Source organism: Caproicibacter fermentans, assembly GCF_009746625.1.
GTDB classification, from domain to species: domain Bacteria; phylum Bacillota; class Clostridia; order Oscillospirales; family Acutalibacteraceae; genus Caproicibacter; species Caproicibacter fermentans.
In genome coordinates this window covers 1-26,808 of record NZ_VWXL01000081.1, presented here as the reverse complement: position 1 = coordinate 26,808, position 26,808 = coordinate 1, and the positions used below count along the sequence as shown (strand labels likewise).

Annotated in this window: 26 protein-coding genes, 2 pseudogenes and 2 riboswitches; of the genes and pseudogenes, 9 read left to right on the top strand and 19 right to left on the bottom strand. The window is 48.9% G+C overall.

The features are described 5' to 3' along the window. Positions 1-137: 137 nt before the first annotated feature. Entirely contained in the window at positions 138-554 is a 417-nt protein-coding gene (locus tag CAFE_RS13975) for a hypothetical protein (protein ID WP_066643050.1), read from the bottom strand. Beyond that, entirely contained in the window at positions 541-771 is a 231-nt protein-coding gene (locus CAFE_RS13970) for a helix-turn-helix transcriptional regulator (protein ID WP_066643052.1), read from the bottom strand. The genes CAFE_RS13975 and CAFE_RS13970 overlap by 14 nt, the downstream gene beginning before the upstream one ends. Positions 772-975: 204 nt before the next feature. Beyond that, positions 976-1,055: riboswitch (ZMP/ZTP riboswitch) on the top strand. Positions 1,056-1,109: 54 nt separating this feature from the next. Beyond that, positions 1,110-1,225, top strand: a riboswitch (THF riboswitch). A gap of 145 nt (positions 1,226-1,370) precedes the next feature. Between CAFE_RS13970 and folE the strand changes: the two are divergent. From folE to CAFE_RS13935, 6 genes and pseudogenes are all read left to right on the top strand, one after another. Further along, positions 1,371-1,958: pseudogene (gene folE, locus CAFE_RS13965) on the top strand (GTP cyclohydrolase I FolE); the annotation flags it as partial. Between the two features lie 43 nt (positions 1,959-2,001). Continuing rightward, the gene (locus CAFE_RS13960; RefSeq protein ID WP_066643054.1) at positions 2,002-2,481 is read left to right on the top strand and encodes an HD domain-containing protein; all 480 of its coding nucleotides are present in this window, start codon (positions 2,002-2,004) and stop codon (positions 2,479-2,481) included. 29 nt (positions 2,482-2,510) lie between these two features. Further along, positions 2,511-3,329: a dihydropteroate synthase gene (gene folP, locus CAFE_RS13955; protein ID WP_066643056.1), complete on the top strand. Its 819-nt coding sequence runs from the start codon at positions 2,511-2,513 to the stop codon at positions 3,327-3,329. 6 nt (positions 3,330-3,335) lie between these two features. Beyond that, positions 3,336-3,713, top strand: a complete 378-nt coding sequence (folB, locus tag CAFE_RS13950; protein ID WP_066643058.1) for a dihydroneopterin aldolase — start codon at positions 3,336-3,338, stop codon at positions 3,711-3,713. Then, the gene (gene folK / locus CAFE_RS20505; protein WP_330594016.1) at positions 3,703-4,710 is read left to right on the top strand and encodes a 2-amino-4-hydroxy-6-hydroxymethyldihydropteridine diphosphokinase; all 1,008 of its coding nucleotides are present in this window, start codon (positions 3,703-3,705) and stop codon (positions 4,708-4,710) included. Before folB ends, folK begins: the two co-directional genes overlap by 11 nt. Continuing rightward, entirely contained in the window at positions 4,707-5,981 is a 1,275-nt protein-coding gene (locus CAFE_RS13935; protein WP_156990976.1) for a bifunctional folylpolyglutamate synthase/dihydrofolate synthase, read from the top strand. Before folK ends, CAFE_RS13935 begins: the two co-directional genes overlap by 4 nt. A 99-nt stretch (positions 5,982-6,080) precedes the next feature. On the opposite strand, the gene CAFE_RS13930 is transcribed toward CAFE_RS13935, so the two are convergent. From CAFE_RS13930 to CAFE_RS20140, 10 genes are all read right to left on the bottom strand, one after another. Then, positions 6,081-7,292, bottom strand: a complete 1,212-nt coding sequence (locus CAFE_RS13930; protein ID WP_066643064.1) for a phosphopentomutase — start codon at positions 7,290-7,292, stop codon at positions 6,081-6,083. 18 nt (positions 7,293-7,310) lie between these two features. After that, positions 7,311-8,465, bottom strand: a complete 1,155-nt coding sequence (locus CAFE_RS13925) for a YhfX family PLP-dependent enzyme (protein ID WP_066643067.1) — start codon at positions 8,463-8,465, stop codon at positions 7,311-7,313. A 7-nt stretch (positions 8,466-8,472) separates the two neighbouring features. Then, a complete protein-coding gene (locus tag CAFE_RS13920) occupies positions 8,473-9,579 on the bottom strand; it encodes an aminotransferase class V-fold PLP-dependent enzyme (RefSeq protein ID WP_156990975.1) in 1,107 nt (368 codons plus the stop codon). Positions 9,580-9,612: 33 nt separating this feature from the next. Next, positions 9,613-10,515, bottom strand: coding sequence for a phosphotriesterase family protein (locus CAFE_RS13915; protein ID WP_066643254.1), 903 nt, complete (start codon positions 10,513-10,515; stop codon positions 9,613-9,615). 98 nt (positions 10,516-10,613) lie between these two features. Continuing rightward, on the bottom strand, positions 10,614-11,918 hold the full coding sequence (locus CAFE_RS13910; RefSeq protein WP_066643073.1) for a YhfT family protein: 1,305 nt from the start codon (positions 11,916-11,918) through the stop codon (positions 10,614-10,616). A gap of 27 nt (positions 11,919-11,945) precedes the next feature. Then, on the bottom strand, positions 11,946-12,311 hold the full coding sequence (locus tag CAFE_RS13905) for a DUF2620 family protein (protein ID WP_066643076.1): 366 nt from the start codon (positions 12,309-12,311) through the stop codon (positions 11,946-11,948). Between the two features lie 21 nt (positions 12,312-12,332). Continuing rightward, entirely contained in the window at positions 12,333-12,704 is a 372-nt protein-coding gene (locus tag CAFE_RS13900) for a PRD domain-containing protein (protein WP_066643078.1), read from the bottom strand. A 17-nt stretch (positions 12,705-12,721) separates the two neighbouring features. Continuing rightward, positions 12,722-13,642, bottom strand: coding sequence for a GntR family transcriptional regulator YhfZ (yhfZ, locus tag CAFE_RS13895; RefSeq protein ID WP_083209928.1), 921 nt, complete (start codon positions 13,640-13,642; stop codon positions 12,722-12,724). Positions 13,643-14,288: 646 nt separating this feature from the next. Then, on the bottom strand, positions 14,289-14,906 hold the full coding sequence (locus CAFE_RS13890) for a TetR/AcrR family transcriptional regulator (protein ID WP_066643080.1): 618 nt from the start codon (positions 14,904-14,906) through the stop codon (positions 14,289-14,291). Positions 14,907-15,151: 245 nt separating this feature from the next. Continuing rightward, positions 15,152-15,832 (bottom strand): alpha/beta hydrolase family protein, encoded by a 681-nt coding sequence (locus CAFE_RS20140; RefSeq protein WP_330594015.1) that lies wholly within the window; start codon positions 15,830-15,832, stop codon positions 15,152-15,154. A 262-nt stretch (positions 15,833-16,094) separates the two neighbouring features. Between CAFE_RS20140 and CAFE_RS13880 the strand changes: the two genes are divergently transcribed. After that, positions 16,095-16,967, top strand: coding sequence for a tyrosine-type recombinase/integrase (locus CAFE_RS13880; RefSeq protein ID WP_066643082.1), 873 nt, complete (start codon positions 16,095-16,097; stop codon positions 16,965-16,967). A 135-nt stretch (positions 16,968-17,102) separates the two neighbouring features. Beyond that, positions 17,103-17,544: pseudogene (locus CAFE_RS13875) on the top strand (transposase). A 253-nt stretch (positions 17,545-17,797) separates the two neighbouring features. On the opposite strand, the gene CAFE_RS13870 reads toward CAFE_RS13875, so the two are convergent. The 7 genes from CAFE_RS13870 to CAFE_RS13840 form a co-directional block, all read right to left on the bottom strand. After that, on the bottom strand, positions 17,798-18,727 hold the full coding sequence (locus tag CAFE_RS13870; RefSeq protein ID WP_207708890.1) for a glycoside hydrolase family 113: 930 nt from the start codon (positions 18,725-18,727) through the stop codon (positions 17,798-17,800). A 32-nt stretch (positions 18,728-18,759) separates the two neighbouring features. Further along, entirely contained in the window at positions 18,760-19,941 is a 1,182-nt protein-coding gene (locus CAFE_RS13865) for a glycoside hydrolase family 130 protein (RefSeq protein WP_156990974.1), read from the bottom strand. After that, entirely contained in the window at positions 19,928-21,082 is a 1,155-nt protein-coding gene (locus tag CAFE_RS13860) for an AGE family epimerase/isomerase (RefSeq protein ID WP_233452824.1), read from the bottom strand. Before CAFE_RS13860 ends, CAFE_RS13865 begins: the two co-directional genes overlap by 14 nt. 56 nt (positions 21,083-21,138) lie before the next feature. After that, positions 21,139-22,161 carry a glycoside hydrolase family 130 protein gene (locus CAFE_RS13855; RefSeq protein WP_156990972.1) on the bottom strand — a complete coding sequence of 341 codons (1,023 nt, stop codon included), beginning with the start codon at positions 22,159-22,161 and terminating at the stop codon, positions 21,139-21,141. A 41-nt stretch (positions 22,162-22,202) separates the two neighbouring features. After that, positions 22,203-23,066, bottom strand: coding sequence for a carbohydrate ABC transporter permease (locus tag CAFE_RS13850; RefSeq protein ID WP_156990971.1), 864 nt, complete (start codon positions 23,064-23,066; stop codon positions 22,203-22,205). A gap of 2 nt (positions 23,067-23,068) precedes the next feature. Continuing rightward, positions 23,069-24,079 carry a carbohydrate ABC transporter permease gene (locus CAFE_RS13845; RefSeq protein WP_156990970.1) on the bottom strand — a complete coding sequence of 337 codons (1,011 nt, stop codon included), beginning with the start codon at positions 24,077-24,079 and terminating at the stop codon, positions 23,069-23,071. A gap of 64 nt (positions 24,080-24,143) precedes the next feature. Next, entirely contained in the window at positions 24,144-25,532 is a 1,389-nt protein-coding gene (locus CAFE_RS13840) for an ABC transporter substrate-binding protein (protein WP_156990969.1), read from the bottom strand. 346 nt (positions 25,533-25,878) lie between these two features. Here CAFE_RS13840 and CAFE_RS13835 point away from each other — a divergent pair, with 346 nt between their 5' ends. Further along, entirely contained in the window at positions 25,879-26,673 is a 795-nt protein-coding gene (locus CAFE_RS13835; protein ID WP_166525147.1) for a helix-turn-helix transcriptional regulator, read from the top strand. The last annotated feature ends 135 nt before the right edge of the window (positions 26,674-26,808 follow it).

Below are 26,808 nucleotides of genomic sequence, written 5' to 3'. Positions count from 1 at the left end.
TTGTGGAATGCCGCCTTTACGTTGTGAAATGTTGAGTTACTCGTTTTATTGTATCTAATGGTAAAACATGTCGGTTTCCCCGTCTTGTTCATCTTGAAGCGGTTGTTCAATTTTACTTCTCTTATTCATATGGCCTCCTACATATGGTTGTCATAATAAAAGCATGTAAAAATCTCCGTAAACATAGAAACAGCATATGCAAATGCAAGTCCAACTCCCATACTTATAAACAAATTCTCTCCTGATACTTTCCCCATGACGAGGAATACGAGCATTAATCCAAAACAAATGCCCTGTGTCAAGCGAAAAGATTTACTCTTTGTTTTCAATTCAATAAGTTGGTTGCGTTCATCCAAACCTTCTAACTGATCTTCTCTTGACAAATTGTACGAAAGACTGCGTGCTAACAATACAACCCCGAAAAGCAAGAGGGCCAAAATGAGAATGATACCGCTCACGTCAAATCCAGTCCAAAAGCTGGCGATCAGATTTAACAAGCTTAAGGCCATACAGACTAAGCCGGAGCCAAATTTCTTTTTGTCATAGATTTTCATATTGCTTATCCTCCAATTCTTTATTTTCTTTCAAGCAGCACAGTTCTTCAACAGTTACTCCGAACACTTCCGCGATCCGATAAGCCAGCATAAGAGAAGGGCTGTACTGTTCTTTTTCAATAGAAATGATTGTCCGTGAAGAAACATGAACCAAATCGGCCAACTGCTGTTGCGTCATTTTGGTCGTCATTCGCAATTCTTTGACTTTTGTTTTCATAATCCCCCTCTTTCCCAAAATATGAAGTTGGTTTCATGTTATCATGCTTCTAAATCAATGTCAATTAGAAATAAAAAGCGGGCACATGCCATGGATTGTTAACAATCTACATCTGTTTTTTCCTGTATTTTGTGCAGCCACCCTGCACATCGCCAATTCGAACCGGCCGAGGTGTTGACAATCTTGAGAAGTAGTGATAGCATAAACGTGTTGTACGACTGACGGAAGTGGATTTAACCACAGGGAGTACAGCGTTTTGGAAGCCGACCGTCTGGGCGTAATGCTTGGATTGGTGGGTCTTTTTTTATTTCGTTCTGATTGTCAAATTTAAAATCATGAGCAGAGTAGAATTTTGTGCGTAAATCATTGATTTACAGTGCCTTCTGAACGGGGAGTTGTCAGAGGGACGAAAAGCTTTAACAGGCTTACGGTACAAGGTTCGCATCCCGCTGCTGCATATTGGGGTAATCCCCCCTTTATGTGGCATGGAATTTTGCCACATAAAGGGGGGATTTTCATACCGGAAAACGAATCGGAATACGGGGCTCCGGCTTTTGCTCCGTCGGTTGTCAGCCAGATTGGCAGAAAGGGAAATGACAGTGTCAATAGATAAAACGAAAATAGAAGAACACATACGCGGGCTTTTATTGGCTTTGGGAGAGAACCCGGAACGCGAGGGACTGCTGGAGACTCCCGCCCGTGTGGCTAAGATGTGCGAAGAAAGATTCGAGGGAATCAACTACACAAATGATGAGATCGCCGGGATGTTTCACAAGACCTTCGAAGACGATCTGTATACGCCGGAAAACAACAACGACCTGGTAGTGGTGAGGGATATTGAAATCTTCAGCTGCTGCGAACACCATCTTGCTCTGATGTACAACATGATGGCGACAGTGGCATACATACCCAACGGTAAAGTCCTGGGGTTGAGCAAAATCGTAAGAATCGCGGATATGGTCAGCAAAAGGCTGCAGCTTCAGGAACGGATCGGGTCGGATATTGCGGAGATTATGCAGAAGGCCGCGCAGACAGAGGACGTTGCCGTCATCATCGAGGGTCAGCATGCCTGTATGGCGACCAGAGGGATTAAAAATACGAATGCGCTTACCGTGACGACGGCTTTGCGGGGAAGATTCAACAGCGATCAAAACCTGATGAACAAACTCCTGATACTTTGTAATAAACATGAGACATTCGTTACCGGTTTTAACGGAAGGAGTGTTTCTGATGAAGATGGTAAATGAGCTTCTCAAACATCCGCAGTATATCAGGGATATGGAACTGAATGTCGAAGCGGAAAAAGACAGACTGTTTTGCAGGCATGATTTGCAGCATTCTTTTGACGTGGCGAGAGTGGCCTATATCATGTGCCTGGAGAGGAAATTTCCAATTTCAAGAGAGATTATATACGCGGCCGCGCTTCTTCATGATATCGCAAAATGGAAGCAATACAGGGATGGATCGGACCATGCACTGGAAGGCGCTGTTCTGGCAAAGGAAATTCTGGAGGATATCGGCGTTAGCGGTAAAGACACCGAAGAAATAACGGACGCCATAAAAACTCATCGCAGAAAAGATACCCGGAAATCTCTTTTGGGTACCGTGCTCTATGAAAGCGATAAGGCTTGCAGACCCTGCATTTTTTGCAAAAGCATAGACGTATGCAATCGGTTTACGGACGGAAAAAATCCTGAGTTAACGTATTGAAATCTGCTTTGAAAAGGAGAATCTTGATTATGACAGATCAGTTAAATATTGCAGACAGGATTTGGAAATGGGGAAATCGGACCTATATCATGGGCATATTGAACGTAACGCCGGATTCGTTTTCGGACGGCGGAAATTATTTTGATATGGACTCCGCCTTGAAGCATGCCGCACAAATGGAGGAAGAAGGCGCAGATATCATTGACGTGGGGGGAGAATCCACAAGGCCGGGGGTCACCGTTCCGGTGTCGGCCGAGGAAGAGATTCGTAGAGTCATTCCCGTCATCAAGAGGCTTTCCAAAGAGAGCGCTCTGCCGATCTCCGTCGATACCTATAAGGCCAAGACAGCAGCACTTGCGGTTGAAGCCGGCGCTCATATGATTAATGACATATGGGGCCTCAAAAAAGATCCAGAGATGGCCGATGTTGCGGCTTCATGTAAAGTACCGGTCTGTATCATGCATAACAGAACCAACACGGGCTACGACAACCTGATGGAAGACATTCTGTCCGAATTGGGGGAAAGCATTGAGCTTGCCGTCAAGGCAGGAGTAAAGGATGAAAATATCATTCTGGACCCGGGAATCGGATTCGGAAAGACATGGGAGCAGAATTTAACGGTCATGCGGAATCTTAATCTGCTGAAAGAACTGGGATACCCCATCCTTCTTGCCGCGTCAAGGAAAAGCTTCATCGGCAAAACCCTTGGGTTGGAGGTAAATGACAGGTTGGAAGGTACATTGGCCGTTACGTCAGTCGGCATACTGAAAGGGGCAGATATCGTTAGAGTACATGATGTGCTGCAAAACGTAAGGGTCGCGGCAATGACGGACAGTATGGTGAGGTGATTGCGAATGGACAGGATCATCATCGAGGATTTGCAGGTGTACGCTTATCACGGGGTTGCACAGGAAGAAAGAACAATCGGACAGATGTTTTTCGTCTCCCTTCGGATCGGATCGAATCTGGAAAGAGCGGCGGCAAGCGACGACGTGAACGACACGCTCAACTACGCCGACCTGTGCAATGATGTACAAACCGTAATGCAGTCTGGTAAATGCAATCTGATTGAGGCCGCAGCCATGAACATCATCCAGCATCTGTTTCGAAAATATTCGGACATTGCGGAAATAAGCATCACGCTGAAAAAGCCATGGGCCCCAATGGGACATCATCTAAAATATGCGGCGGTTGAGTTGGAACGGAAACGGGGTGACAAAGATGAGTGGTAGTCTCGTTACCGCGTATATCGGGTTGGGTTCAAACCTTGGCGACAGAGAGGCGCATCTCAACCGGGCGGTCGAGATGCTCGAAAATACCTCCGGAGTCAGAGTTATCAAGGTCTCCGCATATTTCAATACTGCTCCCGTGGGCTATACGGAACAGCCGGATTTCCTGAATGCGGTCGCTGAGATCGAAACGTCACTTACCGCGTATGAGCTGTTAGGCATCTGCTGCGGCATAGAGAAAACATTAAAAAGGGAACGAATCGTTCATTGGGGACCGCGCACCATCGATTTGGATATCCTGCTATTTGGGAATCTGGTTTTGAACGATGCGTCGTTAACCATTCCGCATCCGAGAATGCTGGAACGGGAATTTGTGCTGAAGCCTTTGAATGAAATAGCTCCGGAAAGGATACATCCCGTATGCAGCAAGAGCATTCGGGAACTGTATCATGAATTTTTACTGACAGTACAATCCGGGCCTGTCTCATTAAAACAGATGCATCTGATCGTAGCAGCTGACCAAAATTGGGCAATCGGGAAAAAAAATGAACTGCTCATCAAGATCCCGGAGGATCAGGCCTTTTTCCGCGAAAAGACTATAGGAAAGGTAGTCGTCATGGGAAGAAAGACACTGGACAGTTTTCCGGGAGGAATGCCTTTGAAGAGCAGAACCAATATTGTGCTGACAAAAAACAAAAACTTTCAGGTGGAGAACGCGATAGCGGTTCATTCCCTGAAAGAGCTGATGGAAGAACTTAAAAATTACGGCGGCAGAAATATGTATGTTATCGGAGGAGGAAGTATCTACCAGCTCCTGCTGCCCTATTGCGATACGGCTTATGTCACAAAAATATTTCATTCCTATGACGCCGATACGTATTTTACGAATCTGGATCAATTGAATGAATGGAAAATGGTTTCCCGCAGCGCAGAAAAAACACAATCAGGCTTAAACTATGTGTTTATGAAATATAAAAAGCAGGGTGGTAATAGGCTATGACCTACGAGGAAGCTTTAGAATTTATCTGTAATACACAAAAATTCGGAATGAAACCCGGGCTCCATACGATATCGGAATTGCTGGAGCGCATGGATAACCCGCAAAAGAAGCTTCGGTATATCCATATAGCCGGTACAAACGGAAAAGGCTCGACGGCAGCGTTTATCAGCAGTATCCTGATGGAATCCGGCTATAAGACCGGTATCTTTACTTCTCCGCATATTCAAAGGGTGACAGAGCGGATCAAAGTAAACAACGCTGAGATAGAACAATCCCGGTTTGCAGGATTGACCGAATTGATTCAAAGCAAGATTAAAATCATGCTGGAACACGGCGGGTGTCATCCCACGGAATTCGAAATTCTTACCGCAATGGCATTTCAATATTTTTACGAACAGGGCTGTAATGTTGTTGTCCTTGAGGTGGGGCTTGGTGGAAGGCTTGATTCGACCAATGTGATCGACACGCCGGACCTGGGCGTAATAACAGCGGTCAGCTATGACCACATGAACATACTCGGGAACACAATACAGGAGATTGCCGCAGAAAAGGCGGGCATTATCAAACGCGGCGGGGATATTGTGGCATATTCGAATCCTCCTTCCGTCACAGCGATCATAGAAAAAGCCTGTAGAGAAAAAGGTGCTAAGCTTCATAGGACAGATTTTTCAGGGATAAAAATCATAGAGCAAAATATGGAAGGACAAACTTTCAGCTATAAACAGTATACGGCTCTTAAAATATCCCTGCTGGGAGAACATCAGGTTAAAAACGCTGCCGTAGCGGTTCACGTGGCAGAGGTGCTAAAAAACAAGGGGTATAATATCACGGAAAAAGCGATTCGAAAAGGACTTTTAAAGGCGAGATGGCCCGGACGGCTCGAGGTACTAAGTAAGAATCCGTTTTTTTTGATAGACGGTGCGCATAACGCGGAAGGTGTGGCAGCCTTGAAGAAAAGCCTGGATTCCCTATTCCCGGGCCAAGCGCTGACGTTTATTATGGGAGTGCTGGGCGACAAGGATTACCAGTCCATGCTTGCAGAGATTCTGCCGGGCTGCGCAAAGCTGTTCACGGTTACTCCAAACAGTGGCAGGGCGCTCTCCGCTGCCGATTTGGCGAAAGCAGCGAAGGAATATTGCAAAAATATTCAAATCTGCGACACAGTTGGAACCGCGGTGAAAAAAAGCCTCGTCGAGACGCCAAAAGGCGGTGCAATATGTGCCTTTGGATCGCTTTTTTATATCGGAGAAGTAAGGAGTATTTTGAAATGATCGGATGGAAAAGATTGGGATGAATGAATATGGAACACTCACAATTTTAAATGAAAATATTCACACGGTCGTAGAAATCATTACATTTGCCTCCTGAAATTAATCCAAGAGTTTTGGTAAAAAACTGGAACCGTTTTCGGGCGGATGCTCCCCGAAATAATCGGTCGCTGTCGCTCCAACATCGGACAGGGTGCCTCGGATGCCGAGGTTCCCCGGACGGATTCCGCGCCCGTAGATCATCAGCGGAACATGCTCCCGGGTGTGGTGCGGATGTCCAATGGTCGGGTCGTTCCCGTGGTCCGCCATCACAACCAGCAGGTCTTCGTCTCCCATGCTGTCCATCAGTTGGCCGAGCAGAGGATCGGCAATTTCCAGAATATGCGCATATTTCTCCACGCTCTCCTGGTGCCCGGCCAGGTCGGTTTCCTGCACATTACAGCAGAAGAAACCGCATTCCGTTTCTTTCGACAGTTCAATCAATTTTCCAAGGACTTTTGAGGTCTCAACTATGGAGCAGCTCTTTCCGAACGGATTTTGGATGACGTCGGCCGCTTTCCCGAGCAGGGTGACGCCGTATCCGGCACGGCCCAGAATTGTGGGAACCTGTACTTCCGGGTCCACTCCGTAGCCGAGGTGGATGCAGTGGTAATCACGGTTGTAAACACCGGACTTTGGGGCATTTACGCCGATATAGCCGCCGTCATGCTCTTCCACCGCAGCGAGAATATCCTGAATGGTCACTCCCCGGCCGCCGAAGGTGATGACGCGCGGCACCTTGGAAACGGAACGCACAAGCTTGCCGATTTTCAAAACTTCGTCGAAATCGAGTGTGTCGATCGCGGCCGTGACGTTAAACGCCTGACCCGGGTCGCACTCCACATTGTCGGCAACCGTCAAGGCGTTTTCCACCACAAGCATCCGCTCGGATTCTCCCTGATAGTACTCCGCGTGATATCCGTTTTGAACCAGCGTGTCGTGAATGAGTTCAATCCGGTTTTTAATCGGTTCCCCAAACGGTTTCTGCGGCTTGGTACCGACGATTTCCTGATGACCGAAGAAAGTATCGGCTCCGGAATGCATCAGTCCGGCTTTGCCGAAGGTTGCCGTGGAACTGAACTTCATCCGGGATGATTCTGTCCCAATAATATTCATCAGACCCAGCTTTTCCAACACGGGTAGCCTGAGCTCCGGTTTATTTTCCAGAATATGCAGCCAGGTATTGGCTCCTGTATCCTGAGGCCGCGCCTGGGGAACATCCTCCATCTGGCCGACCCCGAAGCCGTCCAGCACGACAATAATAAATTTCTTCAATGAATCTCTCCTTCCTGTCTATTGAATCCTCATTCCCTCGGAGGTATAAATGCCGAGAACCTGAGGTTTTCCTTCCGATATCCCGCCAATCAGCGCCACATGGCTTCGCGTGACAAAGATCTGCGTGCGGAATGCCATTACGACACTTTCCGAGATCCGCACGGGGCCGTTCAGGCCGAAATGGTAATCAATGCTTTCGTCGGTGGGAGGAATCACGTCCAGAAACCTGTGTTCTTCCGGGGAGCCGACCAGCGCCTGCTTCACATGGGAACGCCGGTAGTGTCCTCCGCCGTAGCAGTAAGAGGTGTCACCGCACAGGTGGGAGACTTCACTCAGGTAGACGATCGCCGGAATCTCTTCACAGTTGCTTACCGCGTGCAGCGGCGTCGTCCCGGTCAGTCCGTGGCCCGGTTCCCCGTGGGTTCCGCCTGCCTGTCGGATCAGCGGAAGACTGGCGCAGCAGGTTGCGCTCGGCATGTTCATCTGGTCAATGGAAAATCCCATTGCTGTCAGGAGCTCTTTCGCTTTTTGCAGGGTCCCGATATTGGGCGTGGGCTCCACCTTCCCCGAGTTCTCGTCAAACAGAAAGCAGGGGAAAGAGGTCAGGCCGGCCACGCGTATGTGCCCGAGCTTTTTGAATTCCCGCGCCGCGCCTTCCAGCCCCGAAAGAGGAAAGCCGCCGTACTGGCCGGAATACAGAAGATCCGTTTCCCCCAGAACGCGGAGCATCAGTTTCTGCTCCAAACTTAGTTCCGCGCATACGGCGTCAATTTCACATGCCTTTTCCAGGGAATAAACCGTCACGTAATCGGGTTTCGCGCTCAGAATTTTTTTTAAAGCCGCTTTCGGAATCTGTACCAGATGACCGACGTTCCCAATCGGAATTCCCGAATCGATCATTGTCTCCGCTTCGCGGAAGTCCACCACGACAGCCCCGTCGTAGCCCAGACGCATCAGTTCCTGGGCAATGGCCGGGTTCCTGCCGAGCTGCTTGAGCATAAAGTACAAGTGGAGTCCGTTATGATCCGCTGTTTCCCGAATGCGGGAAGCGTTCTGCCGCAGCGTATCCACATCGATGAGATAAGTGTCCGGCCATAGGACACCCGATTTATGAAAGGAAACCGCTGCTTCAATCAGCGGGTAATTTCTTTCCCACGTTTTTTCTAAAAACATTTCTGTTTCACCTTTCGTTTTTCACTTCCTGCAAAGATTTTTTCAGGATGCGCATGACGGTTTCCGCGCCGCCCCGCATCGGATTGATGCGGATCATGCGCTTCTCCAAAGAGGGGTCCTGCCGGCGAAAGGTTCCCGAAATGCGGTAGATCATCGGGACAAACTCGAATTTGGATTCACACCCTACGGGGTAAGCCGCGGCTCCGTTTTTCGCCGTGAATTCGAGCACCCGGTCCGCAATCTCATCCCAGAATTCCACCAGTAGCACCTTGGACTGCGCGTTTGCAAGAAAGGCATTTTTTACCTCGGGAATCTCTCCCGAGCAAAGCCGCTGAACCAGTTCTTCGCCGACCTGCGCCTGAACGGCGAGGGCCATTGGCGCGTAAATCAGCCCGCGCAGAACCGCCATTGCCTCGTAACCCTGAACCTGACTGCCGCCCGAATAGTTGCAGTCGGAAATCGCTCGGATCAGGCTTCCTTTTCCGGCCAGTGCCCCCACTCCGGCGGGTCCCAGCAGCTTGAAACAGGAAAAACTAGACAGGTCGGCTCCGCACTGGGCTCCGATGTTCGGAACCTTCAGCACGGCGTAATTGTCATCCGTTAAAATCTGCACGGACGGTCTTATGGACCGGATCGTCCGAATTACTTCGTTACAGCGGTAACGGTCGTCTGGTTTCTGCCGCGTCAGCTGGATCAGAACCGCTGTGACGTCCGGATTCTGATCCAATACGCGAACAATATCTTCCTGATTGTTAAAGTCCGCCCGAAGCGGTTTCACACGCATTGTGTCCAAAGTGACCTGCGTGGTGGGATACACCGGCGCGGAATGCACCAAAAGTTTTCCGTCGCCTTTCAGAATGGATGTCAATCCCCAGCGGATTGCCCCCGTTCCGGCACCCCGGACTAAAGTTGCGTCTTCCGTCTGAAACAGGTCCGCGAGAACCCGCTCCACTTTCCTTGTGTAGGAGGGTTTGTTCTTTCCCTTCACAACGCCCAAATCGCCTTCCGATAATACCTCGTAGCCGTCAAAATAACGTGTGGTGAGATCGACAATGCGAAACTGCAGCTCTTTGGCCTGTTCCAAAGACAGGGAAGGCAGAGGATACGTGATCATGAACATCTACTCCTTCTGATTTGTTGCCGGAGTTCACCGGTCCAGAATCCTCGCAGGATTTTCCACTAGGAGTTTGTGAAGCTGTTCCTCTGGAACGCGTTTTGAACGCAGAAGCGGAAGAAAACTTCCCAAAACAGCAGTATATCCCTTTCCGCCACAGCGGATCAGGTAGGACTGCTTGGAAACGTCCTCCGAGAGAAGCAGATGGTCTTCCCAGCCGCCCTCCAGCAGTTTGATCAGTACCTCCGCACGCGTTTCGTCCGAAAGATAGTTGCTTTTCCCAATCGTGTCAAAGGCCAGGTTTACTCCAAATTTCAGCATTTTGATTTGGTAGTCCGCATCGGCGGTAAGGTCGGTGTGGCCGATGACGAGTTTATCCGGCGTCATTCCCTGCCCCAGCATCAGAGAAATCTGTTCCAGACCGAGACGGCCCATGTCACAGTGGGTAAACACCGCCGTGCCGGTCCGCTTGGATGCCCTGGACGCCGCCGTCAGAACCTTTTCTTCGCTCGGGTAGATTTTCTCGGAGGAAGCAACTTCTCCGATTGCTCCGGATTTGATATCGGTTCCATCTATGCCAACATTGACTTCTTTCACAAAAAACTCTTCCACATCGTCAACCGTTGCCTTTTGCAAACGGCCGCTGTGGTATTCCTTCAGATAGAAGCCGGTCGACGCAACGATGTTCAGTCCCGTCATTCCGGACAGTTTCCGAAGTCCTGTCACATCCCGTCCCATATCGACGGTTGTGACTTCAACAATTGAACGGCACCCAAGTTTCACGGCCGGCTTTAGTTCTTCTGAAATCATATCGAGATCATTCAGAACGGAGGCCTCGTCGTGACGGACTCTTCTCAGGTCCGCAAGCAGGTGCTCATGGCTCAGTGTGACGCCCAAAGCATCTTTTGGGACCGCACCGCATACTGTTTGTATCATTTTCATGCCCTTTCTGCAACACAACCCGGCGAAACAGCGGGGAATCCCGCGGTTCCGCCCAGGCCGGTTCTGCTGGATATTCCGAAATAAGACCCGCTTTATTTTACTGGGACAAACAGCCCTACGTAATAGAGAATGTTCAAAATTACGCCGGTTGCAATCGCCGCAACCGGGCCGATCGCCATCTTCATGATGCGCTTGCCCGTCATTTCGTTGATGAAATAGATCATGGCAGCGATAAAGAATCCGGTGTAGCCGCCCATTTTAACCACTGCGTTGATGGAGCCGATAATCAGGGCAAATTCCATCACAGTTGTCATTGCCGTACGGATGTTGTCGGAAGCGTCGCGGATAGACGGGAATTTACCGAGGAATTTGCCGACCAGACCCAGTAGCAGAACTTCCACAAGGATGACCGCCGCACCGCCGATCGCGGCAAAAACCGGATTCGGCATCAGATAGCCGACGCAGTAGACGAAGGTAAAGCCGGCCACGCCGTAGACACCTGTTGTAATAGCGGTCGTCGCAATCAGCGGAATAAAGCCGAGAGCCCTCATGAACTCCGCGAGGGCGGCCTGATGAATCAGCCCGGAAGCGGTTGCGGCGTCGGTCGATGTATATGCTTTTGCCAGGGTGTAGATGGAAACCTCGGACCCACCGAAAACGTGAATGTTACATGCCACAGCGATGAGCGCTCCGCCGATCATCAGGAATACAACGTTCTTGCGGATGCGTGCGGTACGCTCGGAGAAAACGTTTTGTTCATCTTCATCCATGGTTTTGCCGCGTTTTCTGTCTTCCGCCACGGCAAAGGCCACCAGGAAAACGATGCCGACAAACATTTCCATGGCGTCTGCCGAAAGAGTGGTGAACCGAACCAGCAAAATGCGGATCGCAAAGGTGACGATTGTTGCGGCAATTCCCTTTTTCGCATGGAATTGCATGAAAATCGCGACCAGCGGGAACAGCGCAAAGCAGGAGACCACCGGGTTGCTGATTTCACCCATGGCTCCGATGAAATTCACCGGAAGGCCGGTCAGCACGGTATTAATCAGGCCGAGCGCCGAAAGTGTCAGGGCGCCCCAGATGCCGCCCAGAATGGGGGCCACCCACTTTTTGGGGGAGATTACGCCCAGAATGTCCGTGGTCAGGAACAACAGCCACGGGTTCAAAAGACCGGTTGCGACCGTGTGCGCGATACCGACGGATGCTATGAAGCCAACACTGAGGCCAAAGGCGATGGTTCCAAGTTCGGAGCGTTTCATCCTGCCTTCAATGTATTCCGGGACAACGGGCCGCAGGCCGTCGTGGAACACCGCCATGCCCATGTGGGAAAGGAAAGCTGTAAAAGCACATAGAACAATGACTACTGCATAATTGAGTACGGATAAATCTCCCGTCATAATGCTTCCTCCTTAATCTTATACCTCTCAGTTTGCGTTTTTCTCAAGCAGAGCTTCGACTAATAACGGCACCGTTTTTTCAATGCTTTCCACAGACATCCCAAACGCGATTTTACCCTCGTTGACAAACTTCTCAACGTTTTCCTTTTTCACAGTTTGTCCGTTTTTCGTGACCGTGCAGCAATTGGAGTAGCCGATCATTCCGATCAGAATCGAAATGGCCGCGCCGCCGCCGCTTTCGCACGCGCCGAAGTAATAATCCACCTCCTTTTTCTTAAGCAGGGATACCGCGCCGATGTCTGTTGTGACAACTGTTTCAATCTTCCCTCCGGAAGCCTTTTCCACTGCGGCTGCCACCACGTTTTTACTGAGGCCGCCAATCGCGATTTTCATTCTGACCATCCTTTCTTTTTGTTAGTTGGAACCGTTGGGATTGGTTTCGAGGGTGTTGCAGATATGCACCAGCAGAAACTCCTCTTCCGCAGAGGGAAGCCTTCTTGCAATCTTTTCCCGGATTCTGTCCAGAATCTTCTGTGCGGTGGGGTAGACCGACTCTTCCGCTGCCTGGCTCAGAACCTCCCGGTCCAGAGGATTAACTTTTTCGCCGGCTTTCAGGCGCTTGATCGCCGCGCCGATATGGGTAATCATGACACCGCCGTTTTCTTCGGTCAGGTCAAACCGAAAATCTTCCCGAAATACTTTCACAATGCTTACAAGGTCGGCGTATGCCGCATCGTCAACGAGCGAGCATTCTTTCATCAGGTTGATCCGATCCATAATATCCATCGCTACAAATCCTTTGTTCAGTATTTTGGCAGTACTTTCCCGTCAATGACGTCCTTCTGAATCTCCAGGACACGGTCCTTCTCCAGAAGCTCCTGGATAATTTGTGAAATCCTCAGATTATCTTTTTTACAGACAAGAACCGCCTCCGTATCGACAATGTTGATCCCTTTTTCGTCCAGGGGCTCATAACGTAAATGATTCCCCGCGAGGTCGATGTCGTCGAGATTCCATACAGCGGCATCTATTTTCCCAATGGAAAGAAACGGAACGATCTGGCTGTAGATCAGCGGAACATATTCCACATTTTTTTCCGCGAAGAACTGTTGTGTCAGAGTCTTCTGGTCCACCGAGGAATGGTCGATTCCCACACGGCAGTTTTCGTAATCCCCCTGAAAGTCATCCCGCAGCAGCAGGACATGCTTTCCGACATAGGTGTACCGGCCGAAGTTTTCCAGAATTTCTATCGGCTCTCCCCTGTCAATGTAATATTTTGCCGTCAAAAAGGACATTACCGCAAAATCATAACGATCCTCCAGAAGACCGTTTAGCCGGTAATTGGAACCGTGCATGAAGGCCAGCGCCGCACTCAGACCCTTTTCCTGCAGCGCGGTATACAGACCGGTCGCCAGCCCCTCATACTTTTTGGAGTAGGGGAGCGGCATGACGCCCACCACAGTTTTAATTCCGGAAAGCTCCAGAAGCTTCGGCCGATTGATCGCTTTTACAAAGGTTCCCATGTGTCCCCGAGGCTGAAAGGATATCGCACGGTCTTCCTGCAGAAGCGTCAGCGCCGTTTGAATAGTTCCTCTTGAAACCTCGTATTCCCGGGTAAACTCTTCCACCGTGGGAATGCGTTCGCCGATCTGCACGGAAATGAACCTGCCGGCAAGGATTTGTACGATGATGCCAACTTTTTGCATCAGCTTTCCAGGCAGCAAACTCTTTTCCTCCTTTCCACAGGGTATCAATTTGAAAGGTCATTAAATGTACGAAATTTCGTACATTGATGACATTCTAGCATGAGCTTAAAAAAATATCTATTGACAAAGAACAGAAAAAAGGACGCTGTTTTTGTGCATTATTTTTAAATTATTGTAAGATTACCATCTAAATTTGTCACTTTAAATGTTTTTAATCAAGACTTTTTAAATAACAAAATATTTTATTTCGTACGTTGGAGTACGTTAAAACAGGATGGCAATTCAATTTTTTCGTTGTATACAAAATTTTCGTATATTCAAGAAGAGTCTGCCGAACCATGAAAACGATGCTTTTCGCTGCTGCGAAATTCTCTCTGTAATGCGGAAAAAACAGATCAATTATTTTGCAAAATCAATTTAAAAAAATGGCTGCACAAAGGCAGGCACTGGATAATCTCACCTTCGGTGATCAAATTCCAGACCGACCATTTTATCTGTGGCAACACGTTCCGCTGCGTGTGGGCGCTTCGTGAGTACCCAACGTCGTAGTTATAGACGATGAAAAAAGCAATGGGAAGCTGACACAGTACATCAGTTTCCCATTTTGCTTAATTTGTGACTTTCATCTCGCTATCGAAATAAAAGTTCTTCTCCTTCATTTTGATTATTTTCCTAGAAGATAAATTTCTACGGCATTAACAGTTTCTGTAAGTAGCCTCTTACGGTTAATTTTGTTTTTTGAAAAGGCAATCTGGTCGACGACCGAGTTAATCAATGAAAAGGTAATTGCCGCAGCCGCCTCAAGGTCTTGTACCTGCAATTGGTCTCTGTATTTTTCAAAGTAACGAAATACCGTGACTTCTGTTTGTTCCTGCTGTTTTTCCAATAAAGCTGCAACAGCAGGATCTGAAAGACTTAAAATTTGAATCTCCCGGTTAAGTTCGCGTGAATTCTCATGATTTTTTATGATCATTTCCATCAATCCGCGCAGGAAATGCTTGAGGTCTTTGCTCGAATTTTCAGCGTCGCGTAAAAAGCCCTCATGAATCTTCAGAAAGGACTGATGGTATCGATCCAGAATTTCCAGGAAAATCGTTTCTTTGTTCGGAAAATAAAAATAGAGGTTACCGATTGAGATATTGGCTGCGCGTGCAATTTCATTCGTACTGACTTGGTAGTAGCCCTTTTTACAAAACAGTTCCCGCGAAGTATCTACAATTTTTTCCCGAGTCAGCGCGCTTCTTTTTTGCTTGGGCTCATGAATGGATTGATCCTGTTTCACTTATATCACTCCACCTATTATTTTAAAATAAAGAACCGGGGGATACAAGCAATTATTTTTCCTCTTTACGAACCAGAATCTTTTCAATCCAGTTAAATATCCGGTCATTCGCATAAACTCGGCACCCTGCCTGACAATGCGCACCCGCACCTTCCTTATTGGTAAAATACATATATTCTTTTGGACATTTTAAGGCATCGTATAGAAGAACCGCCTGATTGCGCCAATTCTTTTTATCATCTTCGTTACCAATCACAAGAACTGGGCATGTTATTTTTGAGGTAACCACCTTTTAGATAAAATGGCTCGTATTTCAGCATATATTCAGACGGAGTATCAACGCCAAACGTCAAAAAGCCGTGCCTGCATCTCCAATCAAAGGCGACACTCATTTTCATGAATAACCGAGCCAAACGATTGAAAACTGCCGCATGTTTCCGTATGCCTTGAAGAATAGAATCACGTTTTTCCGGATTCAAACTCAGGCAGTCGTATAAACCGCCGTTTGCCACACACGCGGATATCCTGTTCTCAAAAGCGGCTGCCCGAGGCGCAAAATAACCGCCGAGGCTTTCGCCCCAAAGGATAATTTTATCAGGATCGACGGAAGGGTCGTGAAGGGCAAAATCAACTGCCAGAGAAACCGCTGTTTCATAATCATATCGAAACGGGATATTGCGTTGGCGAATTGTTTCACCCTGACCCGGCCCATCAAAAGCAAGGCAATTCATTCCGCGCTTGATGGCGCCGATTCCAATTGCATATAGTTCCTCTTTTGTCCCATCGTTGCCCGATATTGCTATGATGGTGGGAGCTGCTTTCCCTGTATCGGCATAATAAAAATGCCCCGGAAGAGATACGCCTTCAAACGGAATCTCAACTGGTTTAATATGAAACAGTCCATATTGAATTGCAAGATTAAACACTTCGTACTTAGTCTTACGTCCTCGACATGAACGGCGATTCCTACCGTCTCGACCAGACCCTGAAGGCACATCATTCTTAAACAGGTGGCCTACTTTCTGGTTGGCGGTAGGTGGTATACTTTTAAGTCAGCGCCCGGTCTACTTTCTGGTTGACAAACACAGTTATTCAATCAAAAGCAGAATTGTTCCCTACTTTTAAGGCAAAAAACTTCTGCTTCGCGATGTAGCGCCAAAGGATATTCAGGAATTTTATCAACATGAGTTGAATGTTGATGGGATTTCGGCTAACACGGTTATTCACCATCATGCCAATGTCCGGAAAGCCTTGCAGTATGCGTTCATAACAGGCTTGATTCCTTCCAATCCCGCCGACCGTGTTCAGCGCCCTAAGAAGCAGCCTTTCGAAGGAAGTATCTATAACGAAGAGGAATTGGAAAGACTTTTTCAGGTTGTAAAAGGGACACCGATTGAACTGGCGGTATTGTTAGGCGCATTCTACGGCTTGTGCAGGAGCGAAATTGTAGGGCTGAAATGGGACTCCATTGATTTCTTTCAAAAAACCTTTACAATTCGTCATACTGTCACGCAGGTGTGTATTGACGGTAAAGAATTAACAGTGGCACGCGACCGAACCAAAACGAAATCCAGTTGCAGAACGCTCCCGCTTGTTGCTCCTTTTGAGAAAGTGCTTCTTGATTTGAAACAACGGCAGGAAGAAAATCGAAGGCTATGTGGCAACTCGTACTGCAAAAAATACCTGGACTACATTTATGTGAATGAGATAGGAGAACGGATCAAGCCGAATTACATTTCATCGCATTTCCCTCTCGTTTTGGAACACAATCACCTGCGTAAGATTCGTTTTCACGATCTTCGGCACAGTTGCGCAAGCCTGCTGTTTGCTCACGGAGTGAGCCTCAAAGAGATGCAGGAGTGGTTGGGACACAGTGACATCAGTACAACCAGCAATATTTATACGCACCTGAGTTTTAATTCAAAGGTTTCCTCCGCCAACGCAATCCTGAATGTTTTTCCGACAGCTTCTCATGCATCTGATTCATCGCAAAGTTTTAAATCAATTGGCCCATGTAATAAAAATCCCAGCGAAAATAAAAAGAATCCCCAAATCCGCTAAAAAAACGGATCTGAGGAGTCTTTAAAATGGTGCCGGTGGTCGGAAGCCATTGGTATGTACGACTTTCATGTACCACACAGCAACCTGATTTTTAAACTTTCCTAGGCATTTGATATTAAAAGCGGAACCAGCTGCGTGATTCACCAGATCCGCAATTCTACGAAATATGTCTCCTACAAAGACCTGAAAGCGCTGATGGTTGATTTGAAGGCAGTCTATGCCGCCGTAGATGAACCATCCGCTCTGGAAGCCCTGAATGTTTTTTCCGGCGCTGGGACAAGAAGTATCCCAAGATTGCGCCTCCTGGCAGGAAAACTGGCCGAATCTGAGTCCATATTTCAAGTATCCTCAGGAAGTACGCCGACTGATTTACACAACAAACGCCATTGAGGGTTTCAATCGCCAGCTCCGTAAGGTGACGAAGGCAAAGTCGGTTTTTCCAACGGACAACAGTCTGCTGAAAATGCTGTATCTCGCGATGATCGACATCACGAAAAAATGGACCGGTCGAAGGCAAGACTGGAGCATTATCCACGCACAGTTAGCTGTGTTCTTTGCTGATCGGATGCTCGATTAACATCATTTGCACAGGACGTCAAGAGTAAAAAATGGCTTTACCGCCCTTGACTCCCATGTGCCTGCTGTTATATTGCAGATATGGCAGCATCGGACTAAGCCGCTGCCGCCACACTTATTTTTGCTCCATTTTACGCCAGAGTTTGAACTTTACATAGAATTTGGGATATACCCATTTTTCTGCATTTTTATGTTCTTATTGGAACACCGCTCATTTAATTGCCTATCCGATTGACCATGGTCCCTTACTGCTTCTATTTTGCTCTGTAGACTTCCCGTACAGCAGCCTCCGCAGGTTTTCCACAGAACTGGTAGCTTCCATCTGTAACCGCCTTTTCATCCGCACAAGGATACGCAGGCCAGTCCCAAAGGCCCCAGCCACGAATCCACGGGCAGCGAAGCGTCTCGCGGAACATCTCGCGATACCAGCACCCCTGTTCCTCCGGGTCCGCTGGGCCAGCCAGAGACCAGTCGTTTGGAGTACCCCCCGAACCGTGCACAGACATACACCCAGTTTCCGCAAAGAAAAACGGTTTTTTGTAATGTTCCACGACTTTCCGAATACGGGCAAGCTGCTCCTTCCACGAGCCGAAAGGGTAGTAGCCACTGGAGGAAATGACGTCTACACAGTCCCACCACGTGACGTTCTCCTCCTGATACTTGTCGGTATTGTACGACACAGGACCGGAGAACACCGACTTGACCTTGCCAATAAGGTTACGCCATTCCATTTCTCGGCGTTGGGCCATCACCATCTCACAGCCGGTAATAAACATTGTACAGCCGATCTTTTCTGCCAATTCCGCATAGTGAAGCTGAAACCTTTCATGAGAGGCAAACCAGTTACTCCATTTTGGTTCGCCGGGGACTTCGTTGTCAAAAAAGTTGATGTGCGCACGCCAAACGCCGTTTTCACAGTTGACCGTCGGCTTTAAGATCACCCGAAGGCCCAGGGATTGCGCGTAAACGATCAGCTCAGATAGTTCCTCATCGGAGACCGTACCTTCCCCGGTAAAGTCGATGTTCTCCGACTGCGGCGTCTTTTGCAGACCGCACGGGACCAAAATGATGTGGGTGGCCCCGGTACGTTCCTTCATTTTACGCAGACTCTCCTGTACCGATGGGTTCCGAAAGGTTCCACGATGGGCAAAGGGGGCGAACGTAACACCAAAGATAGTTTCCAAGAACAGTTTCTCCTTCCTGCCGCTACACAAAATTAGAATTTCTGCTCCTGCTTAAGAAGTTCAAGGTTACGGGAAATTAGTTTGCAGCGCTGTTTGACACAGTCCGGCGAGCGAAGCGCGTCCTTCGGCGTATGGAACACATAGTCCAGCAAGCGGTCGATCGTAGTGGAGGCCACATGCAGGCGGGTATCCGCGGAGGCATAGTAGATATAGACTTCTCCGTTGTCACGGGCGATAGCTCCGTTAGTAAAGACGACATTCGAGACGTCCCCGACGCGCTCTTCTCCGAACGGGGCAATCAGGTATCCGCCCGGCTCTGCGACCACCCTCCACGGTTCGTCCCGGTCCGTCGCAAACGCATAGATCACATAGCGTAAACCGGCGGCCGTGTTGCGCACACCGTGCGCAATGTGGAGCCAACCCTTTTCTGTGTAAATCGGTGTTGCGCCAGCGCCGTTTTTTTCCTCGGTGATTGTGTGAAAGCGACGGGCACTCGTGACGGTTTCCTCATCAACGACAGCGTGACGGATGTCGTCACAAAGGCCGAACCCGATACCGCCACCCGAGCCGGTGCTGAGAAATCCATCCATCGGGCGGGTGAAAAACGCGTACTTCCCATTGACAAACTTAGGAAGGAGTACGACGTTGCGCTGCTGGGTTGACTGCTTCGTCACCAGATTATTCAGTCGCTCCCAGGTTTTCAGGTCCTTCGTACGGACGATTCCTGCCGCCGCGACGGCGGAGGAGAGGTCACCGACGGATTTATCTTTGCTCTCGGAACAGAAGACACCATAGATCCAGCCGTCCTCGTGCTTCGTGACACGCATGTCATACACGTCCACTTCATCCGGGCACGTGTCCGGCAACTGCACTGGGTAATCCCAAAAATGGAAACCCTGCACGGGGGAATCGCTCTCCGCCACACCAAAGAAGGATTTGCGGTCGTTCCCCTCGATGCGGGCGATTAGATAGTACTTGTCGTTCATCTCCAGCGCGCCGGAATTAAACGTCGAGTTGGCCCCGAGACGCTCCATGAAATATGGGTTGGTTTCCGCATCCAGATCATATTTCCATAAAAGCGGGATATGCTCGCGCGTCAACACCGGGTTGCACCACCGGGTAAAGATCCCGTTGTAAAACTCCTGCGGATGATTGTGTTTCAGCAGCAGTTCTTCCTGCTGTCGAAGGCGGCGGAAATATTCAGCATTCAGCATTGATGCTCCTCCTGATGATTTCAAAACACATGCGCCCGTTGTGATAGGGGCACTTCCAAGGCTCTACAAACGGCTTGTTCGGGTCGGGATTGCCGTCGTCATCCAATTGCCAGAACCACTCCGAGCCGGGTCGTGGATCAGCCATCTTCGTTTTGATGTAGTCCCAGGCCTCCGTAACGGCCTTGAAATACTCCGGATGCTCCGGATGTTTCTGATACTCGTTCAGAAAGCCGAGAACCGTTTCGGCCTGCACCCACCACACACGCGTCTTATCAGGGACTCCGTCCACAGCTTCACTCCACAGCGAATGTTTGTGATAGGCTGTCCGATAGATACTTTCCGCCAACTCAGAATTAATGGTAGAAATTTTCCCTGTAAGCTCCGGATCTTTCAACAAGCCACAACCCCAGTCCATTAGCCACGAGGCCTCGATATCGTGCCCGTAGGAGTGCAGGTCGATTAGAGAATTCATATTCCGATCGAAAAAAACCTCCTGTCGTTTTTTCTCCGGGTTATAGACCTTTTCGGCGAAGATGTGGAGGATACGACGCATGTCGTTCCCCACCGCCTCGTCGTGCGAAGCCTCATAAAGCCCGGAATAACCCTCGAATACGTGAAGGAGTGTATTCATCGTCTTTTCCGCATTCAGACCGTGCTCGCTGAGTTTCTCATTCAAAACCGGCCGGAATTCTCGGTCGAACGCCTCGAGGTATCCCACCTCGTCGGTGCACTTTTCTTCGATCAGGCGGTAGATTCCGCGGGCCAACTCCAATGGCTCCGGGTCGCCGGTCAGGCGGTGGTATGCAGAGAGCGCGTAAATAGCAAACGCCTGGTTATAGGTATGCTTGGTGGAATCCGCCACCGCCCCGTCGTAATTCACCGACCAGTAGACACCGCCGTGTTCGCGATCCAGGCAGGCACTTTTCAAAAAGGCATAGGCATGGTCTGCCTCCTCCCGGAGGTCACTCCGCTTCAGCAGCATGGAGCCGGTGGAGAAAAACCACAGAATGCGACTGTTCAAGATGCAACCCTTGACGGCTTTTTTGCTGACCCCAAGATCGTAATCTACCCAGCCGTAATAACCGCCGTTTTCGTCGTCCCGAAGTTTCTTCCAAAATGGGATTATAGTTTCCGTCAGCATTTGCCTTACTTCGCCCTGCAACAAGGAAAATCCCCTCGCTTTCGTCGCCATATTGATCACCGTAGGCCAATCTCTGTGTCATCCTGTGTGACCACGCTGTTTTGTATAATGTAGTGAATCAGTTCTTCTGCTCGAGCAAACGCAAGGCTTACGTAGCTGTCCGCGGAACCGTAGTACACGGCGATGCGTCCGGTCGTCGCGTCTGCCAGAGCCGCGCAAGGAAAGGTGACATTCGGCACGAAGCCACGCTCTTCATACCACTCCTCCGGTGTAAGCAAGTGGGTCGGGCAGCGGTATTTCACAACGGATGGATTGTCGCGGTCTAGAATCGCTGCCCCGATGCTGTAGACATAACCATTACAGGTTCCGGAAACGCCATGATAGAAGAGCAGCCATCCCTCGCTGGTTTCAATCGGGGCAGCACCTCCCCCGATTTTTAGGGACTCCCACCACTCGTTGCCGCGGCTCATCACATGGCGGTGTCGGCCCCAAAATACAAGATCCGGGCTCTCGCTGACGAAAATGTCACCGAAAGGCGTGTGGCCACTGTCGCTCGGGCGGGATAGCATCAAGTAATTCCCGTTGATTTTTCGCGGAAACAGAACGGCGTTGCGGTTAAATGGCAAAAACGGATTTTCCAGTCGGGTGAAGGTCTTAAAATTCTTTGTCTTCGCAAGCCCAATGGACGCACCGTAAAAGTCCTGGCACCACATGATGTAATAGGTATCTTCGATTTTAACAAGGCGTGGATCGTAGGCGTAGCGCGGCATAAAAGGATTTCCCTTTTCGTCAGTAAACAGAATCGGCTCGCGGTTAAAATTCCAATGGAAAGCGTCCTTACTGCGGCCCAGATAAATGGAGGGGACTCCGTTTGTTTTGTCCCCACGGAATACGCCGATAAAGCCGTCCTCATAGGGAAGAACGCTGCTGTTGAAAATGCGGGCTACATTCGGAATTGGGTTCCGGCCAATGATGGGGTTATCCTGGTATCTCCAAAGGGGTAGGTCCGCAGCCTCTCCCTCGGGTTCCTGCCATGGGAGGTTTGGGATGTCGCTGCCGATAATTTTAATTTCGCTCATATGATAAAATTCCTTCCGGTAATATTCTGAAAATAGGATTGTCAACCCTTGACAGAACCGCTTGTAAGACCACTGTAAATCTGCTTCTGGAAGAAGATAAAGATGATCAGTGCAGGGATCATGGTGATGACAACGCCGGCGCAGATATAATTGTACTGACTTCCGATTGGCCCAGTGAAAATGAGCAGAGCGGTGGAAACCACGCCTAGATTGTTTTTGTCCTGCAGGTAAAGGCTGGCCATGTAGTATTCGTTGTAGGTCGCCACACCTTTCAGAATCATGCAGGTCACGACGGCCGGTTTCAGCAACGGCAATAGTATTTTGAAATACACGCCGAAGTAGGTACAGCCGTCAAGAATGGCTGACTCGTCGAGGGAAACGGGAAGATTGTCAAAAAATTGGAGAAAAATATAGATGGAAATGACGTCCGTGCCCATCATCAGAATCATATAGCCTGGCAGGCTGTTGATCAGGTGCAGCGTATACATGATCTGGTAAACAGTAACCTGCATTGCGACACCTGGAATTAGACTGGAGACGAGGAACAGGTTGCGAATGAAGCTGTTCCCCCGAAATTTGAAGCGGTTCAGCACATAGGCAAGCATGGAACTGAACAGGATGGAACCGATCAGTACCACCACAAGGATCATGAGGGAATTGAGAAACGCTTTTCCCATGGACGCCTGCTGCCATGCCTTCTTGAAATTATCAAAATTAAACCAGGAACTCGGTAAGGTCATCACATTAGTATTACGATACTCATCCGGTGTTTTGAAGGCAGTGACCACGCAGGAGTAGAGCGGGAGAAGCGATGCGAAAGCACCCAGGCAGAGGACAAAATACTTTAATACGGTCCAAATTACCTTTCTCGTAACATGGACACCGTCGAGACCTTTGAAACCCATCACTATTTTCCCCCTTTACTGCTTGCCGTTACCGCAATCCGCCGCGTGCTTCTGCGGCGCTCACGGAAGGTCATGCCTTTTTCGTCTTCATCGAGGAACAAGCGGAAGACCAGTCTCTGTATAACGGTGACGACGATGATGATTCCAAGCAGGACAATCGCCATGGCCGACGCAAGACCGACCTTCTGGTCCAGATGCGCGATCTGGTCCATCAAAACGAAATAGGTTGCAGTGCCGAATGATCCGCCCGTAATAACATAAGGTGGCTCGAAGGCACTGATGGAGCCGGAGACGGAGAGGATAATGTTCAGAACAACAATGGTTTTGATGCTTGGGAGAATAACATGGAAGAACTTATTGACTCCATTCGCGCCGTCGATTTCCGCCGCCTCATAGAGATTCGGGTCCACGGACATAATAGCTCCGATGAACAACACCATATTTTGCCCTGTGTAGCGCCAAATGGAACTCCCGGCCAACGAGAAATTGTTGATGTTCGTGTTCAGGAGCCACATGGGCAGGATTCCATGCGGCACGCCGATGGCGGTGAGCACCGTGTCAAGGACGAAGCCGTGCGTGAAGAAAAATTTAAAGATAAAGCCCATCGCGATTCCGCAGACCAGATACGGAAAGAAGAGTGTGCCCTTGAAGAAAGAGCCGAGTCGCGTTTTAAAGCTCAGCACGCTCGCGAAAAGCAAGGCGAGGCCAAGCTGGATCACGGAGGCGCCCAGATAGTAAAGTGCCAGCTTCAGCGAGCTGAGAATATCGCTCCGCGTGAAAACGGATTTGTAGTTATCCAGCCCGACGAATGTTCTGCTTCCAATATACCGCATATCAAAAAAACTGAACTGAACCATCTTCAGGAATGGAAGGCAGGTAAATATAAAGAACAGTAAAAGCGGGACCAGCAGGAAGGTGATGGTTACCAGCATTTGCTGACCACGCAGGCCGCGGGCCCATTGCCAAAAAGGGAGAGCGTTTTGGCGTCCATCCGTTCTATTTGCCTTTTTCATGGTGACCTCCTTAAAAATCGAGCCAGTGCTTAGCACTGGCTCATCAAATCGAAGAAAACTGAATTTATTTCAATGCTCCGTATTTCTGCTGAGCTGCCGTCCACTTTTTGTTCCAGTCGTCCATAATGCCGTCCAGAGATTCGCTGGCGCCTTCCGCAGCCTCCACGATTTTCGCCACATGCGTATAGTTGCTGTTGAGAGACAGTTCGGAATCCGTGTTGATGTTTCCGTATAGAGCCTCCTCGCCAGCCTTTGCGGGTGTATCCTCCAGCAATGTCACATTCTTGAAGGATTCTTGCAAAATGGTCGGAAGCGGGTCGTCTTTTACGGTAGAAATCAGACCGTTCGAAGCCGCAAAGCCCGATTTCTCCACCAACCACTTGACATAGAGCATCGCCGCAATTTTATTATCATTAGAGGAAGTCACATTGATGCCGTAGTTATAATCTCCAGCCACCGTGGCATACTGCTTGCCGTTCACCGTAATTGGGAAAGGCATATATCCGATGTCGGCGGAGTTGCTTCCCGCAGTCTGGACCTGGCTAATTGCCCAGCTGCCCAGCGCCATCGTTCCGATCTGCCCCTTGTTCATCATCGGCTTGCTTCCCTCCCAGTCGGTTGTGGTCGGGTCGGCCTCAATCAAATGGCGCTTTGTCGCTTCATACAAGGTGTAATACACGGCGTAGGGGCCGGTCATATCTTTCTTCTTTGAGAACGGGTTTTTCTCATGCGGAAGCGTGATGTTCATGTAGTCCGGCGAACCGGTTGCGTTAATGCCTATGTAAGCGTCCCAAGCCGTCATGGTCCACTGTGCCGCAAAGTTTGTATACATCGGAACTACCTTTCCACCGGAGAAATCTTTAATCTTCTGAAGATCCGTGAGGAATTCATCCGGGGTCTTCGGTAGCGTCATGATGCCGGCGTTCTGATAGACTTTCTTGTTGTAAACCATGCCCTGAATGTTGCCGTTGGAAGCAATGCCGTAAGTCTTGCCCTGATACATCCACATATTGGTGTAGTTATATGTGTTCGCGAGGGTCTTCTGATCACCGAGTGGGATAAAGTAGGTCGGCAGGTCCGCCTTGTTGGTGATAAAGGCGGGGACCATGCAGATGTCGCCCCAGTCTTTCGTGGTGATGCGGTTGGACATCTCTTTCTCGTAATCTGTGATGCCCTCGTAAGTGATGTTGATGTTCGGGTAAAGCTTTTGGAACTGCTGGACGTAATCCTTGAAGGTCGTATTTACCAGATCAGTTTTGTGAGTAAGGAATTTCAGATTTGCTTTGATATTCTTATAATCGGTACCAAGATGAAGGGAATCAAAGGCCGGCAGATTAGCCGTCGAAGATTTGCTGCCCGTCTCCACCGAACTGCCGCCTCCCGCACTACATGCGGTCATCGCCACAATCATCGCTGAAGCCAAAAGGACGCTGATGGCTCTTTTCAATTGCATATTGTTACCTCCCTAATAGCAAGTTTAAAATGAATTGAAGTAATTTATTAATTAATTACTTCAATTACATAATAACAATTTACCCTGTATTTGTCACTGCATTATCTTGTCTTAATAATATTATCTTGACGTTTTATTGCTTTTTCTCCGGATAGTTAAAATATTTATGAAATATTATAGATATTATCACTGTTAGTTTGTGTGATTCCAAAAGACCATTTAAGTAAATTAAGCTAAAAACATTTACGCTAAATGCTTTTAGCTTTTCTTTTTCTCCCTATTTCAACATATAATAGAAGAAAATCCATTAAAAGGGGCGGGATTAGTTTTGGAACATCTCCGGGAATTGAAGGAACCGGCAAAATCTGAGTATCATCTGCTGGGGAGGGTAGACAGCGTTGTCTTAGGTTCCATCTATCCCGACGCACCACGGCAAAAGTCATTTCTGCTTCTTTTCATCCGCAGTGGGGCCGGAGAGCTAAGCCGGGAAGGAAGAAACTGGAACGCTGTGCCAGGAAGCTTTTTTTTGCTGCGTTTCGGCATTTCCTACTTGTTGCAGTCGAAAAGCGATCCGCTCCGTATCACCGGTTTTTTGATCAGCGGAACTCCCAACCGACTTCCTTTTTTCTGCCATACTCGGGCAGATTCCGACGTGAGAAAATTGCTCGACACTCTCGCAGGGTCGCAGCCATGTTCTGATGCCAACTCTCCCGTACTGGACCGGCTGATTGCCCTTCTTCAGGCAGACTACGCCTACGGGAAGCGTCCGGTTCTGTTCTACCTTGACCAGCTGAAGAACATTCTCGATGACCGGTACGCCGAGCGGCTTAGCTTAAGCCAGTTCGCCGAAGAAATCCACGTGAACAAATTCCGGCTTGCTAAGGAATTCAAAGCGAATTTCGGCCTTTCGCCCATCGAGTACCTTATTAACCGACGGGTTCAGGAAGCTTGCCGCATGTTGCTGCAGACAAACGTCAGCGTGGCCGACATTGGTAACGCCGTCGGCATGGAAAACACCCCCTATTTTATTCGCACATTCAAGCGAAAAGTCGGGTGCACCCCAGGCAATTTTCGCAGCGCCCCGCGACAATTTACAGAGAGATTTTCAACCGTTAGGAACGGTCTCCTAAATAAAAACTGAAAGGGGGTGTTGCAAAACGGCACGAAAAAAAAGTCGGAGCAACCATACGAAAAGGTATTGGCAGCTCCGGCTTTTTGCTTTAAAATTTAGTTGTGAAAAAAAATAAAAAGCTCTTAGAGCATAACAGATTTGAGC